Below are 16,426 nucleotides of genomic sequence, written 5' to 3'. Positions count from 1 at the left end.
TGCATGAACAGCCGCATCGACGCCTGGCAATTGCAGGAACATACCGCTTTGATCACCGGTGCCAGCAAGGGCATCGGGTATGCCGCAGCGCGCGAGCTGGCGGGGTTGGGCGCCCACCTGTTGCTGGTAGCGCGTGACGACGATTATCTCGAGCAGGTCTGCGTGGAACTTGCCGACGATTTTCCGGGCATCGACGTGCTGTCCTTTGCGGCGGATGTGAGCGAGCCTGAGGATCGCATGGCGGTCTTCGATTGGATCGCTGATTTGGGAGTGCCGTTGTCGATCCTGGTCAACAATGCTGGCGGCAATACGCCGAAAGCGACGCTGGATTACGAGCCTGACGAATATCGCGAAATTTTCGAGCTGAATCTTTTTTCCGCCTATGAAATGTGTCGTCTGGCGCATCCGTATCTGGCGCAGCATGCGAATGCGGCCATCGTCAATGTGGGTTCGGTATCGGGCGTGACACACGTGCGCACCGGTTCGCCGTATGGCATGACCAAGGCAGCGCTGCATCAGCTCACCCGCAACTTGGCGGCGGAGTGGGCAGTCGACGGCATCCGTGTCAATGCGGTGGCGCCGTGGTACATCCGCACGCAACGCTCCGAACCGGCGTTGGCCGATACGGATTATCTGGATGAAGTGCTCGATCGCACGCCGCTGCGGCGCATCGGCGAGCCGGAAGAAGTCGCCGCTGCCATTGCCTTCTTGTGTCTGCCTGCAGCCAGCTACATCACGGGTCAGTTGTTGGCGGTGGACGGCGGCTTTCTGAATTACGGGTTTTGAGAAAGAGGTTTCCCGTTGCTGTTTTCCACAGACATTGGGGAAACCCTGGTGACAACCCTGTGGATAATTTCTCGCACGCATTACGCAGCGAGCTTTTGCATGTCATGGCGCACATCCTGCGCAAGTTTTGCTCAGCAATGGCTTAGCTGGGCGAGCAATTCACTTTCGCGTTGGAGCAGCGGCGGTTGGTCGCTCTTGAAGGCGCGCGACAGTTTGCGTTCGTTTTCGTCGTAGTCGCTGCGCAACTGCGAGCAGGTGTCTTCCGGTGTCATGGCTTGGCAGCTGTCCTGCACCTGCACGTAATGGCTGGCGATCGTCGCGGCAGTCGGCGCACCGTGGCCAGGCGGCGCGTAGGTTTGCCCGAGCGGGGTGGGGATGATGCCGGTCACTGCAAGCGGCGCGTAGTAAGGCGGAGGATTGCCGTTGTTGCTGAAGTAACTGTTCCCATTGACCGCGTTGATGCAGCGATACATCAACGAGGGTGGTGTACGCGGCAGGGCGGGTGGCGGGGGCGTTGTCGCGACCGTCGGGGAGGGCGCGTTGTCCGGGGCCGGTAGTGGCGAAGTGGCCGGTCCGCCATTCTCAAGCTGCATGGTCTGTTGTTGCTGACCGCGCGCGCAGGGTGTGCCTTGGAAGATCACCTGCCCCTGCGCCGAACTGCATTTGTAGACCATCGTGGTATCAGCCTCGGCCGATGCCGACAGGCGCAGCCCCAGCAACAGCAACACGACAAGGAACAAGACAAGCGCACCAAGGCGATCCATATCGAGATCCGCGGCAATCAGGCTGGTTAGATAGGTTGCGATTAATGTCGTCCCGCCACATTGCCGTCATTCCCGCGGAAGTGGGAATGACGGCAATGTGGCAAGTGCCTTTCATCATGGCTCGCGTCACGTCGACGTAGCCACGTAAGATCAAAACTCGACGGAATGCTCTTCCGCTGCAAAGCCGATCGTGACAGCCCCTTCTCCGACATTGACCATCCCGGTAATGCTCATCGGCGCCTGCATCAGCGTTACGCCGCACTCTTCGCAGGCCTGCGCAAGCTTGGCGTAGCCGGGCAGTTTGGGTAGCTCGTCCAGATCGCCGCCGTAGGACGTGCACATCACAGGCACCAGCAGGCCTGCGCGTACACGATCGGCTGCGTACTGGAACAGGGTTTCGCAGCCGTGTTCCCAACCGCGCACTTTACCGACCGGACTGGTGTCGCCACGGTAACCGCGCAGCAGCGGTTTGATATCGAGTGTTGAGCCGAGTACGGCGCTGAACAGGCCGACGCTGCGGTCGCCCTTCTTCTTGGCGCGTGCACGCAGGTAATAGAGGTCGCGCGGCAGCATGTAGCCGTAGGAGTTCTCGGCGATGTAGGCCAGGCGCTCGCGGATTGCGGCGGGTGTTTCGTTGGCCTGCATGAGGCGCACGGCTTCCACCACGCAAGGAGCGGAGCCGACAAACAAGGAGCGCGTATCGAGTACACGCATCAGGAAGGGTCCGGTGATGCCGGCCGGTTCGCGCACCTGCCGGTAGTTCTTGAGCACGGCGAAGCTGGCTTTCACCACATGATCGTAAATGGGACTGCGTGTGGCGGTGATGGTGAGACAGAACACACAGTCGTTTTCCAGCACCAGCTTTTCCAGGAATAGCTTCTGCACATCCTCCACCGAGCAAGGCTCGGTTTCCGCGGAATGGCTGCGGCTGCCCAGCTTCAAGTTGAGGAAGCGCTCGATTTCGGCCGGATCGCGGTTGTCCTTGAAGGTCGCATCGTCGACCCGCACAGCGATAGGCATGACAGCGATGTTGTGTTGTTGCAGAAAATCCTGCGGCAGATCGCAGGACGCATCGATAGCCAAACCCATTCGCATGTTGCCACTCCCTCACCTTAAATGGCGTGCCGAACATAACACGCGTGATTGACATGTGATTGCCGCAGTGCGCCAAGGTTCCACAGAGCACAGTGCTTCAGTTCCGCACGCATACACAAAGGTATCCGCAGCGGCGGGAGCGCGACGTGTAGCCTTTGCATAGATCACGCATACGTGGCCTTGCCGCGTCGCGCTTGGCAGCGGCTGCCGCACCAGGGTACCGATAGCCACTAAGATAAGGACACTTCTATCTGGCATTCCGCCGGCGTGGCGTCGCCGGTTATGCGTTGCGAAGGCTCGCTGCGCTTTGCTCAAGAGTTTTTATGAAGACCAAACATGAGATCGTCACCAATTGGTTGCCGCGTTACACCGGTGTGCCGCTGGAGGAGTTCGGCCCGCATATTTTGCTGACCAACTTCGGTCACTATGTCGACCTGTTCGCCGAATGGCATGGAGTGGAGGTGCAAGGGCGCGATCGTCCGATGCCCAGCGCCACGGCAGATGGCATCACCATGATCAACTTCGGCATGGGCAGCCCCAATGCCGCCACCATGATGGATCTGCTGGGCGCGATCCAGCCCCGCGCTGCGCTGTTCCTGGGCAAGTGCGGTGGTGTGAAGAAAAAGAACAAGCTCGGCGATCTGATCCTGCCGATCGCCGCGATCCGCGGCGAGGGCACCAGCAACGACTATCTTCCGCCGGAGGTGCCGGCACTGCCTGCCTTCCAACTGCAGCGCGGCGTCTCCACCATGATCCGCGACCTCGGCCACGACTACTGGACCGGTACGGTCTACACCACCAACCGACGCGTGTGGGAGCACGACGATACCTTCAAGGAGTACCTGCGTCGCACCCGATGCATGGCGGTGGATATGGAAACGGCCACCATCTTCGCCGCGGGCTTTGCCAACCACATTCCGTGTGGCGCGCTGCTGCTGGTGTCCGATCAGCCGATGATCCCAGAAGGGGTGAAGACCGAATTGAGCGATCGGAGCGTCACCTCCCAGTTTGTCGAAGCCCATATCCGTATCGGCATCGAGGCCCTGAAGCTGGTTCGTCGCAGTGGGCGAAGTGTTAAACATTTGCGATTTGAGGAAGATCCCGAGGAGTGATTTTCCCTCGTCCAGTACCCGTCTAGGAGCGTGAAACCCCTGTCCTATGGCTGACAAAGGACGGTCATTGGACAGCGACTTCGTCAGCCAGGCGACAAGATTGCGCTATTTCACAGCGCAAGTTATTTCGATTGAGCCCCTTTTTTTGAAATACCGTGAAGGTAACATCAAGAAATAAAACGATTTTCGTTTATCGTAATATTTTGTAAGGAAATCGTAAGTATTCGTCGTTGACTTTATGTTCGGTGGAACCTTATGGTCGAGGCATTGGATTGCTAAGTCGTGGTTAAGGGACTACTGGCGAAGCAGTCTGTTTTAGGGGATGGGGAAAATCAAAGCACCGCTTCTATTCGCCAGGTCACTTGACCTGGCCTGGCAAGGGAAGGCCATCGACTGCTTTGGTTTGTTTAAAAAAAATTCTTGCCGCTGGGGGTTTTACCGCATGAGTATTAAAAAGCTTGCACCTGCATCCAGGATGCCGGTGCGCCATACCGCGTTGGCTGTGGCTGTTGCCATGGGATTCGGTTTTTCGGGAAGTGTTCTCGCACAGTCCACCACAGGCACGATTTTCGGCCAGGCGCCGGTAGCTGCCGGTGAAACCGTGCAGATCGTGGGTGGTTCGGGCTTCAACCGCGTCGTGCCGGTCGACAAGTCAGGCCGCTACAGCATCACGCTGCCGGTGGGTATCTATGACGTCAGCCTGATTCAGAACGGACAGACCATTCAGACCACGAAGGGTGTGACCGCGAAGGCAGCCGGCTCCGTCGCCGTAGACTTCGTTGCGGCCGCGGGCAGCGCCAATACCAATGCCAAGAACCTGTCTTCGGTAACGGTGACCGCGAATTCGATTCCGCCGATCGACGTGAGCTCGACGCAGGAAAGCACGGTCATTACCTCCGAGCAGTTGAAGAACCTGCCGCTCGCGCGCACTGGCGCGGCGATTGCGTTGCTGGCGCCGGGCACGGTGCAGGGCGCCTCCTTGCTCGGCAATGGTCCGACCGGTGAGCCGCTGGTTTCGTTCGGTGGTTCGTCAGTGGTTGAAAACGCGTACTACATCAACGGCTTCAATACCACCGATCCGATCTCCGACTCCGGAGGCATTACGCTGCCGTACGGCGCGATCGCCCAGCAGGAAACGCTGACCAACGGTTACGGTCCGGAATACGGCCGTTCCACCGGCGGCGTGATCAGTCAGGTGGGTTCCAGCGGCACCAATACCTGGCACTTCGGTGGCGCGATGTTCTTCACGCCGTCCGGCGCGCAGGGCACGCAGGGCAACGTGTACTACGTCAACCCGGCGTACACGGGTGTCGCCGGTCAGTCGCCGGGCACCACGCTCGACTATCGCAACAGCAACTCCCAGTGGTCGCAGGTTTACGACGCTTATGTCGGTGGTCCGCTGATCAAGGACAAATTGTTCTTCTTCCTGGCGGCCGAGGCCGATCACAGTGACGACAACAACGTTGGCCAGAATATCGGTACGCCGTACGAGTATCAGAACCACTACTCCAATCCCAAGCTGTACGGCAAGCTGGATTGGAACATCACTGACTCGAACATCCTGTCGTGGACCACGGTCAAGAACAACTATCAGTACAACGGTTCGTACTATAACTACGACTACAACAACAGGAGCGAGGGTGATCTTGCCGGCTACGAGCCGTCGACCAAGAACAGTTTCACGCTCAATACCCTCAAATTCACGTCGTACATCACTGACGACCTGACCCTGAATGCCCTGATCGGCAAGATGGATGGCACGTACTACACCGATTACGCGAATACGCCGGTGGAGACGTCCGATCTTCCTAACATCGGCAATGCGAATTACCAGTCTGTCGGTGGTGTAACGCCTAACGGCGGTGCCGGTTACAGCAGCAACCAGGTCAATAACCTGGCGAACAATGCGTTTACCAAGTCGGAAGAGCTGAACCTCCGTTTTGACCTCACCTACAAGCTGGGCGACCACACGATTGTGGCGGGTATCGACAACCAGACCACGCGCCTTCACGATGCCGGTCAGTTCACCACCGGTCCGGGTTATCAGTGGGAATATGAAAACAGCGCTCTGGCGGGGGTACCGATTGCGGGCACGACGGCGGGCTTTGCCCCCTACGTGGCTCCCATTTCTGGCGCAAACTACGTAGAGAAGGTGTATTACAACACCGATACCTCGGTGAAAGTGACTCAGCATGCGCAGTACATCAAGGATACCTGGCAGGTTACGCCGGATATCCTGCTGAACCTCGGCGTGCGTAATGATGAGTTCACCAACTACAACCCCGACGGCGAAGCCTATGTGCGCTTGACCAAGCCGCAGTGGGCACCACGCCTGGGCGCCAGCTGGGACATCCTTGGCGATTCCAGCATGAAGCTGTTTGCCAATGCAGGCCGCTATTACATGGCCTTGCCGACCGGTGTGGCCTTGCGTGAAGCCTCGGCTTCTACCTTCACCTCGCAGTACTACACCTATACAGGTGTGACTTCCACGGGCATTCCTACCGGCCTGACCCCGATTTATTCGTGCGGCCAGACCTGCGGCTTAGGCGTGCCGGTGTCGTTGAACAACGAATACGGTCAGGCGCTTGATCCGAGCACGATTGCTGCGACAAACCTCAAGGCTTCGTACCAAGATTCGTTCGTATTGGGCTTCCAGCACCAGTTCGCCCCGAACTGGGACTACGGCATCACGGCAACCCGGACCAAGTTGAATAACATCATCGACGATACGGGTGAAGGTCCGCTCACCATCTGTAACGAGCTGCTGGCCCAGAACCCCAGCTTGCTCAATCAGCCGGCTGCGTCGGGCGCCGATTGCGGCCCCAGCATGTATGCCAACGCCAGCATCCTGATCAATCCGGGTGCCACCGAGACATACAAGATCAAGAACCTGAACGGTGGTTATAGCTACGCGACGGTGTCACCGACGGAGTTGGGCTTCCCGCCGGCCTACCGTAACTACTACTCGCTGGAGATGTTCCTCGAGCACGTATGGGACGGCAAGTGGTCCATGAAGCTCGACTATGTGTACTCCAAGAGTTACGGCACCTCCGAAGGTCCTGTGCAGTCGAACATCGGCCAGGGCGGCGCCTCGCAGTCTGCTACGGAGCAGTGGGACTACAGCCAGATCATGTCCGCTTCCAACGGCTTGCAGGCCAACAACCGCAAGCACGTGCTGAAGGGCTACGGTACCTATGCCTTTACGCCGGAATGGTCGATCAGTGCGGTGCTGCAGCTGGCTTCCGGTACGCCGGAATCCTGCCTGGGTCTGTACGGTCCGAACCAGAGCAACCCAGGTCTGGGTTACGGCAATGGTAACTATCACTGGTGTAATGGTGTGCCGACGCCGGCGGGTACGACAGGCTTCACGCCCTGGATTCACACCTTGGGTCTGGCGTTGCAATATCGTCCGGAATGGGCGGACAAGAAACTGGCTTTCCAGATTCTGGTTCAGAACATCACCAACGAGCAGAAAGTCGTCCAGATCGTGCCGACCTATGGGACCCCGGTTTACAAGTCGGCGGCTGCGACGACCCAGTCTGGGCTTGGGTACATTGGTTACGAGGCGATGGAACAGCCGCGTTCTGTCCAGTTCGGCGTCACTTACGACTGGTAAGCCTCAAGGCATGCCGAAGCCGTTGGTTCGCCAACGGCTTCGGCACAGTTACCTCGAACAAACAAAAAGCCGCCGAATCATCGGTGGCTTTTTGTTTGGACGCATTCTCAGTTCGGCATGTCTTTATCAGTGGTACGCAGGCACGACGGGTGTCCGGCCCGTCGATGGTTCCAAGGCGTTTATCGCCAAGCTGGCGGCAGCCTATATCCGTATTGAGGCTCTTAAATCGGCCCGTTACTACGGACGCGGTGTTAAGCGTTTGTGACTTTAGGGAACCCGCGGGGAATTATTTTTAGCCCGCGCTGGGCCTGCACAAAGGCCGATCCCCAATCTCAGACAGGCAAGGATCTGTGATCCTGGGCGCAGACAGCGCCAGGCGGGAGAAAGTTGCACAAATTTTACTCGTAATTTCTTTCGAAGCAACTTTGTTTTTGCGGCTTACTGCCACGGTAGTGTCAAGATTTAAAAAGGATTTTCGTTTTGCGAAGCATTTCACGAATAAATCGTAAATAATTACTGTTGACTTTCGATCCCGCAGGAAATTATGTTCGGCGCAACAATTTGCTAAGTCCTGGTTAAGTGGGGCTTACCGGAAAAGCAGTCTGTAGGGGACGGGGAAATCAAAGCATCGCTTCTTTTGGTCAGGTCAGGAGACCCGGCCCGGCAAAGGAAAGCCACTGTCGGCTTTCCATCGTCGGCTTTGGTTTGTTTAAAAATTCTTGCCGCTGGGGGTTTTACCAAATGAATACCAAGAAACTTGCGCCTGCATCCAGGATGCCGGTACGTCATACCGCGTTGGCTGTGGCTGTTGCCATGGGATTCGGTTTTTCAGGGAGCGTTCTCGCACAGTCCACCAATGGCACGATTTTCGGCCAGGCGCCGGTGGCTGCCGGTGAAACGGTGCAGATCGTGGGTGGTTCGGGTTTCAACCGTGTCGTGCCGGTCGACAAGTCCGGCCGCTATAGCGTCACGCTGCCGGTCGGCACGTATGACGTGACCCTGATCCAGGACGGTAAGGCCGTGCAGACGAAGACGGGCGTCACTGCCCCTGCTGCCGGTGCTGTGACGGTCGACTTCGCCGCTGCCTCGGGCGCCGCCAATGCCCAAAGCTTGTCTTCGGTGATGGTGACCGCGAATGCGATTCCGCCGATCGACGTGAGCTCGACGCAGGAAAGCACCGTCATCACCTCCGAGCAGCTGAAGAATCTGCCGTTGGCGCGTACCGGTGCGGCGATCGCCTTGTTGGCTCCGGGCACGGTGCAAGGCGCCAGCGCGCTCGGCGGCGGCAAGACGGGTGAGCCGCTGGTTTCGTTCGGCGGTTCGTCGGTCGCTGAGAATGCGTACTACATCAACGGCTTCAACACCTCCGACCCGCTCGGCAACTCAGGCGGCGTGACGCTGCCCTACGGTGCGATTGCTCAGCAGGAAACGCTGACCAATGGTTACGGTCCGGAATACGGTCGTTCCACCGGTGGCGTGATCAGCCAGGTGGGCGCGAGCGGTACCAATACGTGGCATTTCGGCGGCGCTATTTTCTGGCAGCCGTCGGGTGTACAGGGTACGCAGAGCAATCTGTTCTACGCCAATCCGAACACGCCCGCTTATGACGGCAAGATCCTCGACTATCGCAATTCCAATAGTCAGTGGGAGCAGACCTATGACGCCTATGTCGGTGGTCCGCTGATCAAGGACAAGTTGTTCTTCTTCCTGGCGGCCGAAGCCGATCGCGTCGATCAGCAGCAGGTGGGACCGACCACTCAGCCGTACGAGTACAACAACCACTTCACCAATCCGAAGTACTACGCGAAAGTCGACTGGAACATCACCGATTCGAACATTCTGTCGCTGACCGACATTCGTTCGTCGCACCAGTACGACGGTACGTTCTACAACTACGACTACGCGAACCGCTCCGAAGGCGACTTCGCCGGCTACAACCAGTCGACCAAGAACAGCTTCAACATCTATGTCGCCAAGTTCACCTCGTACATCACCGACGACCTGACCTTGAATGCATTGGTCGGCAAGATGGATGGCACGTACTACACGGTGCAGCCCGATGCGCCGTCGGCGCCGAATATCTTCAATCAACAGAATGAAGATCCCTCGCTGTGCCCGTCCCAGGCGTGTATCAGCAACAACAACTACGCGAACATCAACAACCCGCTGCACAAGTCGGAAAACATCAACGTCCGCTTCGACTTGACCTACAAGCTGGGCGATCACACGCTGCAGGCGGGTATCGACAATCAGACGACGCGCGATATCCAAGACGGTCAGCTGATGACCGGTCCGGGCTATGCATGGGGTTATGTGACGACCACGGTGGGCGAACCCGTCGTTGGCACGTCGCCAAACGTGAGCCCCTACGTTGCTCCGGTCAACACGCCGTACCAGGTCGAGAAGTATGTCTACACGACCAACTCCACGGTGCAAGTGGCGCAGCGTGCGCAGTACTTGAAGGATACCTGGCAGGTCACGCCGAACCTGTTGCTGAACCTGGGTGTGCGTGACGAAGAGTTCACCAACTACAACCCCGACGGCGAAGCCTATGTGCGCTTGACCAAGCCGCAGTGGGCACCGCGCTTGGGCTTCAGCTGGGACATCCTCGGCGACTCCAGCATGAAGCTGTTCGGCAATGCCGGTCGCTACTATCTTGCGCTGCCGGCGGGCGTGGCCTTGCGTGAGGCTGCCGCCTCCACCTACACCGCGCAGTACTACACCTATAGTGGTATTACATCGACCGGTATCCCGACTGGCCTGACCCCGATTCCTTCGCTTGGCCAGACGGCGGGTCCGAGCGTTCCGGTGTCGGCGAACTACGAGTACGGCCAGCCGCTCGATGCTTCGACGATTGCTTCGCGCAATCTCGGCGCCGAGTATCAGGATTCGTACGTGCTGGGTTTCCAGCAGCAGATCAATCCTGCTTGGGATTACGGCGTAACGGGCACCTGGACCAAGCTGGGCCGCATCGTGGACGATACCGCCGAAGGTCCTTACACGCTGTGTAATGCACTTCTGGCAGCGAACCCGGGTTTGCTCAACCAGCCTGTCAGCCCGCTGGCCAACTGCGGTCCGCTGTTCATCAACGGCAGTATCCTGATCAACCCGGGTTCGACCAATAACTATCTGGTCAAGAACCTCAACGGTGGTTATGTCTCTGGCTCGTTGACCCCGACGCAGATGGGCTTCCCGCCGGCCTACCGCAACTACTACTCGCTGGAAATGTTCCTGGAACATCCGTGGGATGGTAAGTGGACGGCCAAGCTGGACTACGTGTACTCCAAGAGCTACGGCACCACCGAAGGTCCGGTGCAGTCGAACATCGGTCAGGGCTCCACATCGGTGTCGGCTACCACGCAGTGGGACTTCAGCCAGCTGATGCAGTATTCCAATGGCATCCAGGCCAACAGCCGCAAGCACGTGTTGAAGGGCTATGGTACCTATCAGTTCCTGCCGGAATGGTCGGTCAGCGGCGTGTTGACGCTGGCTTCGGGTACCCCGGAACAGTGCATGGGTTACTTCGGTGTGGCCCAGACCGACCCGCTCGGTTATACCGCGGCGGCGCCGGGTGCTTACCACTGGTGCGGCGGTGTGCCGGCTCCCTCGGGCAGCACGGGTTACACGCCATGGCTGCACACGCTGGACGTGGCGCTGCAGTATCGTCCGGAATGGGCGGACAAGAAGTTGGCCTTCCAGCTTCAGATCCGCAACATCACCAACGAACAGAAGCTCACCCAGATCAACCCGTACTACGGCCAGACGTCAGTCCCGGCTTCTCAGTACAAGGCCGCTTACATCCTGGCCGATGGCGGTGCTGCGGTGGAGGCTCCTCGTACCATCCAGTTGGGCGTCACCTACGACTGGTAAGCAGCAAAGCAAGGCGAAGTGGCTGGCCTCAGCCACTTCGTATCAAGCAACGCAAAAGGCCGCCGGTTTCCGGCGGCCTTTTTGTTGGAGCACTGCCTATCGAAGATTAGTCGCGCAGTGTGCCTGGCAACCGCAGTCCATCCTCGAGACGGGCGCGTAGCGGTGCGAGCTGTGCTTCGTAGTGCATGCCGCGTGCGGTGTCTTTGCGCAGTGGCTGGCGCACTTGTGCGGCGCTGGCAGTGCTCAGCACAACGCGCGAAGTCTTGTGGAAATCGAGACAGGCCGGATCGAAGCTCAAGCCACAGAAATCCAGCAAGCGGCGAATCTGTGGTTCCGTATCGGCAAGCAATCCCTCGTAGGAATAGTCGAGCACTTTTTGCGGATAGCGATGTTGCCAGTAGCGGCAGAGTCGTACGAAATCCAGGTAATAGCTCGCCATATCATCCAGGTTGTAGCTGAAATGCGAGCCATTACTGAAGAGCTGGCGATAGCATGCAAAACACGTTTCGACCGGATCGCGATGGCAGTTCACCACGCGTGCGCCGGGCAACATCGCCAGCGCGGCACCGGCATATTCCCAATTCAACATGTTCTTGTCGGTGAAACGCGGGCGCTGTGTGCGCCAGCGGGCAGTGCGTGCGAGGTATTCGCGACCAAGGCGCGCCCAGTCTTCCGCCGTAGTGGATGCAACCCATTGCGGGAAGGGCTGCCCACGTCGCTTTGATTCGTCTTCGATGACTTGTGGCAGATCGGTGATTTCGTCAGCGCCTTCGACAAGCGGATGCGATGCAAGGATCTGCTCGATGAGTGTCGATCCGGAACGCGGAAGGCTCGCAATGAAGATGACCTCGCTGCCCAGCGTGGGATCGATGGGTTCGGGCATCGGCTGCGCAAAGGCGGTCATGATGGCATCGACGCGCGAATGCTCTTCCGTCGCATTCCACTGAACATGTCGCCGCTTCAACGCATTGGCTTCGCGCAAGACGTCAAAAGATGCTGCATAAGAGGCCTGGTCTTCCAGCGCTTTCGCCAATGCAAAACCCAGCGAGATCCGCGCATCTGCAGGCAGTCCCGGTTTGCGAAACGCTCGCTGCAATTGCGTGACGTCTTTGTCGCTCAGCGGCACGGTCTTCAGATTTGCCAGCGCGTACCATGCTTCCGGATGTTCGGGTTGGCGGCGCAATACTTCGCGATAGTTCGCCACGGCAGCTGGAATATCACCCAGACCTATCTGGGTATCTGCCAGACTCGTGCGCGCCAGGATATGTCCCGGATCAAGCTTCAAGACATGCTCCATCGCGCTACATGCTTCCACCCTGCGAAGTTGCACCTTGAGTGCCTTGCCAAGGTTGTACCAGGCGGGCGCCATCTCCGGAGCCAGTTCGCACGCACGCTCGAACGAAAACAAAGCCTGTTCTACAGCGCCTCTTTCAAAAAGCGAGATGCCCAGATACATCAAGGTGACAGCGTCGTCAGGGCGAAGGCTCAACGCGTGATTGAGTGCATCGGCAGCTTTTGCGTGATCACCCTGCATCTGAGATGCGACACCCAGGAGCATGTGGGCTTCGGCACTCTTGGGTGCCAGCGCGAGCACGCTGACCAGGGAGCGTTCGGCCACATCCGGCTGGCCACGACTCAAAGCCCTGCCGGCTTCTTCCAGAAAACGGCGTGCCGATGGCGACAAGCCGGCCGCGCGATCCACCGGCGGTTGAGCCTGGTTTGCCGTCATGTTGCGAATCCCCGTGTTACCAATGACATTCAATGGGAGAGACTACCGCACTGTTCCGCTGTGGCTCTACGGGGAAAAAAAGGCCACCCGAAAGTGGCCTGCGCTGGAGGGCGTAATTTGACGCCAATCAGGTCTCCTTGTTGCGTCAAGAAGACTGGCTATGGCTGTAACGGATGCAAAAGTGCGATTGCCGCCTTCGTCGGCTTCGCGCCATCCCCGCTTGATGATCTGGGTGGGAACGAAAAGAGAGCCACCGGAAAGATGGCCCCCTTGGCGCGGACTTAGTAGTCGTAAGACACCGACAACCTGACATAACGCGGCTGGCTGTAGTACATGCCCAGGCCGTAGGTGTTGGACACCGCACCTGGCGAGTTTTCGCTGGTGGAGCTCCACTGGGTCGGAGCCTGGCGATTGAGCACGTTGAATACATCCAGACCGAAGGCCAGTTTTTGCTCGGCGAACATCGGACGGTAGGTCACACCCAAATCCAAGCGCTGGGTCCACGGCATACGGCCCATCGCTCCCGGAGCCGATGGCTCGCCAAAGCAGAAGTGGTAAGAAGAACCGTAACCCGAAGGGTCATCCATCTGCGGGCCGTAGTAACCAACGCAGCTCTTCGGCGCACCCGATTGCAGCAGAATGCGTCCGGAAATCATCCATTCTGGCGTAATGGCATAGGCGCCATAGGCCTTCACGGTATGCGTGCGATCATTGAACAGCACACCGTTGCTGTTCACCATGAGTGAAGCGAAGTCCCAGTCCTCGGTCTTGCTGACGTCGGTTTGGCCGATGTCCGAGCGCACCTGACCCTCGGTATTGCCGTAGCTGCGCGAGAACGTGTAGTCAACGCGTGCCTGCCATTTGCCATTGAACGGATGCTCCAGGTAGGCATTCAGAGCGTAGTACTTGCGTTTGGCACCGTCGGTGAAACCCCAGTCGGATGTGCTCATGGTGACATTGGTATAACCAGAGCCATCAAGGCGCGACACCAGGAAGTTGTTGCTGCTGCCCGGGTTGAACAGACGGCAGCCTGGCTGGTAGACGTTGTACAAGTCCGGGTTCAGACCCATGGACTGCATCTTGGTTGCCAGGGCATCCATGTCGCAGACATCGTCGATAGCGCTTTCCAGTCTGCGCAGCATGAATTTGGCGCCGGTGGTCCAGCTGTCACCCAGGGCTTTGTCGAAACCAAGGATCAACTCGTCCTGATATTCCGAGCGCAGGTCGGTTGCGGTGACCGTTCTTGGATCGGGTGCCTGGCCGTATTCGTGATTGGAAGAATACGGAGGCGCGAGCGATGTCAGTCCGGTGGGCTCTGCGGTGGTCGGATTGATGCCGGTGTAGGTGAAGTACTGATCCGTGTATGTGGAGGCTGAGGCACCGCGGATGGCTACGCTGTCCGGCAGCGCCAAGTAATAGCGGCCCAGATTGGCATACAGCTTCAGACTGGAATCACCGAACACATCCCAGCTCGCCCCCAGGCGTGGCGCCCACTGATTGCCACTGCGAACGTACGGCTGGTTGTCACTGTTGTAGTTGGTGAATTTGTCGTTGCGAAGGCCGATGTCGAGCAGCCAGCGATCGGTCACCTGCCACTTGTCTTCCAGGTAATAAGCCTTCTGCGCCACCGACATGCTGGTGGCCGTGGTGAAGGTGCGCTTGCGCGCATAGTATTCCTCGCCGGGTGCAGGAACGACGCCGGGGACGATGGGATTATTCGGATACGGGGTCTGGAAATAACGCCAGTAATAGCCTGGGCCAGGGGTGATGACGCCCTGATCCTTGCCGGCGAAATACATGTTGTCGATACCCACGGATAGATCGTGGCTGCCCAGGTGATAGTCGACGTCCACGCGCAGGCCATGCGTTCTGCTCTGGGCGTTCGGCGATCCGATCTGGTTGGTGGTGGTGCTGTTGGTAACCGGCGTGCCACCGGTGTACGCAGGATTCTCGAAGTTGGGGTTGTAGATGTACGGATCGTTGGGGTCCAGGCCGGGCAATTGGGTGAAGTTCTCCACCTTGCTGTGGCCGTAGGTGGCGCTGACGGTCAGGTCCTGCGTGATATAGCCGGTGTACTTGACGATATCGAGGGTGGTCGAGTCCTTCGAATTGGTCGGATACAAGCCCAATGGGCCGCCGGAACCGAGATTGCTGTAATCGAAGGCGTAATACTGGCCCGAGCTCGGCTGGGTCGGATTGGTGGCTCCCGCGGACGCCGGTTGCTTGTTGACGATGTGCGTCAGTTCCAACACGTGGTTGTCGGTGATATTCCAATCCACCTTGCCGTAAAACTTCTGCAGCTTGTTGGTGTACTTGAGGTAAGCCTCTTGCGCCGCATCGATATTATTGGTGCTGCGTCCTTCGACCTTTTCTGCTTCGGCCGACAGGAAGAAGAACAGCTTGTCCTTGATCAACGGCCCGCCCACGTAGGCGTCGTAAACCGTGCGCCACTGCTTGTCTTGCTTGCGATACTGATAGAGCGAGCCTGGCAGCGAAGCGTCGGCATAGCTATAGCCCGAAGGCAGCGCCATGTTGGGGTAGTAGCGATTCACCGGAGAGGACTCCATGAAACGCGGCTCCCAGATCATCTGCCCGCCGAAGTGCCACTCATTCGTGCCACGCTTACCGATCTGGTTGATCACGCCACCATCGGAGCGGCCGTACTTCGCGCTGTAACCGCCGATGTAGGTTTCCTGCTGGTCGATGGATCCGTAAGGCAGACCCACGCCGCCCATGTTGGACAGCGGATCGGAGCTGCTGAAACCGTTGATGTAATACGCGTTCTCGGTAGCGCTGCCACCACCGAATGAGAGTGCGTTGTTGAAGTAACCACTCGCTTGCACGACGCCCGGCGCCAGCAGCGCAATGCCTTCGGCGGTGCGAGCGAGCGGCAGACGCTGCAGATCCTGGGACGTGATCACTGAGCGTGAATCCACGGAGGCCACATCGATCTGAGGTGTCGCGTTGGCGTTGACCGTCACGGTGTTCAATGTCTTGGTCAGGAAAGACACTTCCGTGTTGACGCCCACGTTCAGCGTCACGTTGTCGCGGGTTTCCACCACGGTGCCGTCTTTCTTGAGCTGGACGGTGTAGCTGCCGACGGGCATGTTGGCGATGCGATAGCGACCGGTGCTGTCGACCGGCGCTTCACGGGTAAGGCCGGTCTGGCTGGTTACCGTCACCGAATCACCGACCGGCGCTTCGCCGAAGAACGTACTGGTCGTGGACTGCGCGAAGGCCACCCCGGTGAAACCCAAGCTCAATGCAAGGGCTACGGCAAGAGAATGGCGACGGTAGTAACCGGCGCCGATCTGGTCACGCTTGTTCATTATTCAAAGTCTCCCCAGAGGGCCTGATGGGCCAAAACAACGACGTGCACGAGTTGTTGCGTCAGGGACTTTCATCGAATCGGTTTGTCGCCCACGGCAAAGCCTGGCGCGGGGCCTCAGCCCCG

General features: G+C 58.5%; 9 protein-coding genes. 5 read left to right on the top strand and 4 right to left on the bottom strand.

Annotated features, from left to right (window positions below; translation table 11 throughout):
• The first annotated feature begins 3 nt into the window (after positions 1-3).
• The gene (locus ISN74_RS17415) at positions 4-786 is read left to right on the top strand and encodes an SDR family oxidoreductase (protein WP_188800422.1); all 783 of its coding nucleotides are present in this window, start codon (positions 4-6) and stop codon (positions 784-786) included.
• 131 nt (positions 787-917) lie between these two features.
• On the opposite strand, the gene ISN74_RS17410 is transcribed toward ISN74_RS17415, so the two are convergent.
• Together ISN74_RS17410 and ISN74_RS17405 are read right to left on the bottom strand one after the other, a co-directional pair.
• Entirely contained in the window at positions 918-1,550 is a 633-nt protein-coding gene (locus ISN74_RS17410; RefSeq protein ID WP_188800421.1) for a DUF4124 domain-containing protein, read from the bottom strand.
• A gap of 150 nt (positions 1,551-1,700) precedes the next feature.
• The gene (locus ISN74_RS17405; RefSeq protein ID WP_188800420.1) at positions 1,701-2,645 is read right to left on the bottom strand and encodes a DegV family protein; all 945 of its coding nucleotides are present in this window, start codon (positions 2,643-2,645) and stop codon (positions 1,701-1,703) included.
• A gap of 323 nt (positions 2,646-2,968) precedes the next feature.
• Here ISN74_RS17405 and ISN74_RS17400 point away from each other — a divergent pair, with 323 nt between their 5' ends.
• From ISN74_RS17400 to ISN74_RS17385, 4 genes are all read left to right on the top strand, one after another.
• Positions 2,969-3,757 (top strand): AMP nucleosidase, encoded by a 789-nt coding sequence (locus ISN74_RS17400; RefSeq protein ID WP_188800419.1) that lies wholly within the window; start codon positions 2,969-2,971, stop codon positions 3,755-3,757.
• A gap of 442 nt (positions 3,758-4,199) precedes the next feature.
• The gene (locus ISN74_RS17395; RefSeq protein ID WP_188800418.1) at positions 4,200-7,373 is read left to right on the top strand and encodes a TonB-dependent receptor; all 3,174 of its coding nucleotides are present in this window, start codon (positions 4,200-4,202) and stop codon (positions 7,371-7,373) included.
• A 10-nt stretch (positions 7,374-7,383) separates the two neighbouring features.
• A complete protein-coding gene (locus ISN74_RS17390) occupies positions 7,384-7,638 on the top strand; it encodes a hypothetical protein (RefSeq protein ID WP_188800417.1) in 255 nt (84 codons plus the stop codon).
• A 476-nt stretch (positions 7,639-8,114) separates the two neighbouring features.
• Complete coding sequence (locus ISN74_RS17385; RefSeq protein ID WP_188800416.1) at positions 8,115-11,243, top strand: TonB-dependent receptor; 3,129 nt, start codon at positions 8,115-8,117, stop codon at positions 11,241-11,243.
• 106 nt (positions 11,244-11,349) lie between these two features.
• Here the strand turns inward: ISN74_RS17385 and ISN74_RS17380 are convergent, their stop codons facing one another.
• A complete protein-coding gene (locus ISN74_RS17380; RefSeq protein ID WP_188800415.1) occupies positions 11,350-12,972 on the bottom strand; it encodes a tetratricopeptide repeat-containing sulfotransferase family protein in 1,623 nt (540 codons plus the stop codon).
• A gap of 281 nt (positions 12,973-13,253) precedes the next feature.
• Positions 13,254-16,301 carry a TonB-dependent receptor domain-containing protein gene (locus ISN74_RS17375; RefSeq protein ID WP_188800414.1) on the bottom strand — a complete coding sequence of 1,016 codons (3,048 nt, stop codon included), beginning with the start codon at positions 16,299-16,301 and terminating at the stop codon, positions 13,254-13,256.
• Positions 16,302-16,426: the final 125 nt, after the last annotated feature.

It is taken from the genome of Dyella caseinilytica, assembly GCF_016865235.1.
In the GTDB taxonomy this organism is placed as follows: domain Bacteria; phylum Pseudomonadota; class Gammaproteobacteria; order Xanthomonadales; family Rhodanobacteraceae; genus Dyella_B; species Dyella_B caseinilytica.
Note: the sequence above shows the minus strand (reverse complement) of the source record. Positions and strands in the feature narration are given on the sequence as shown.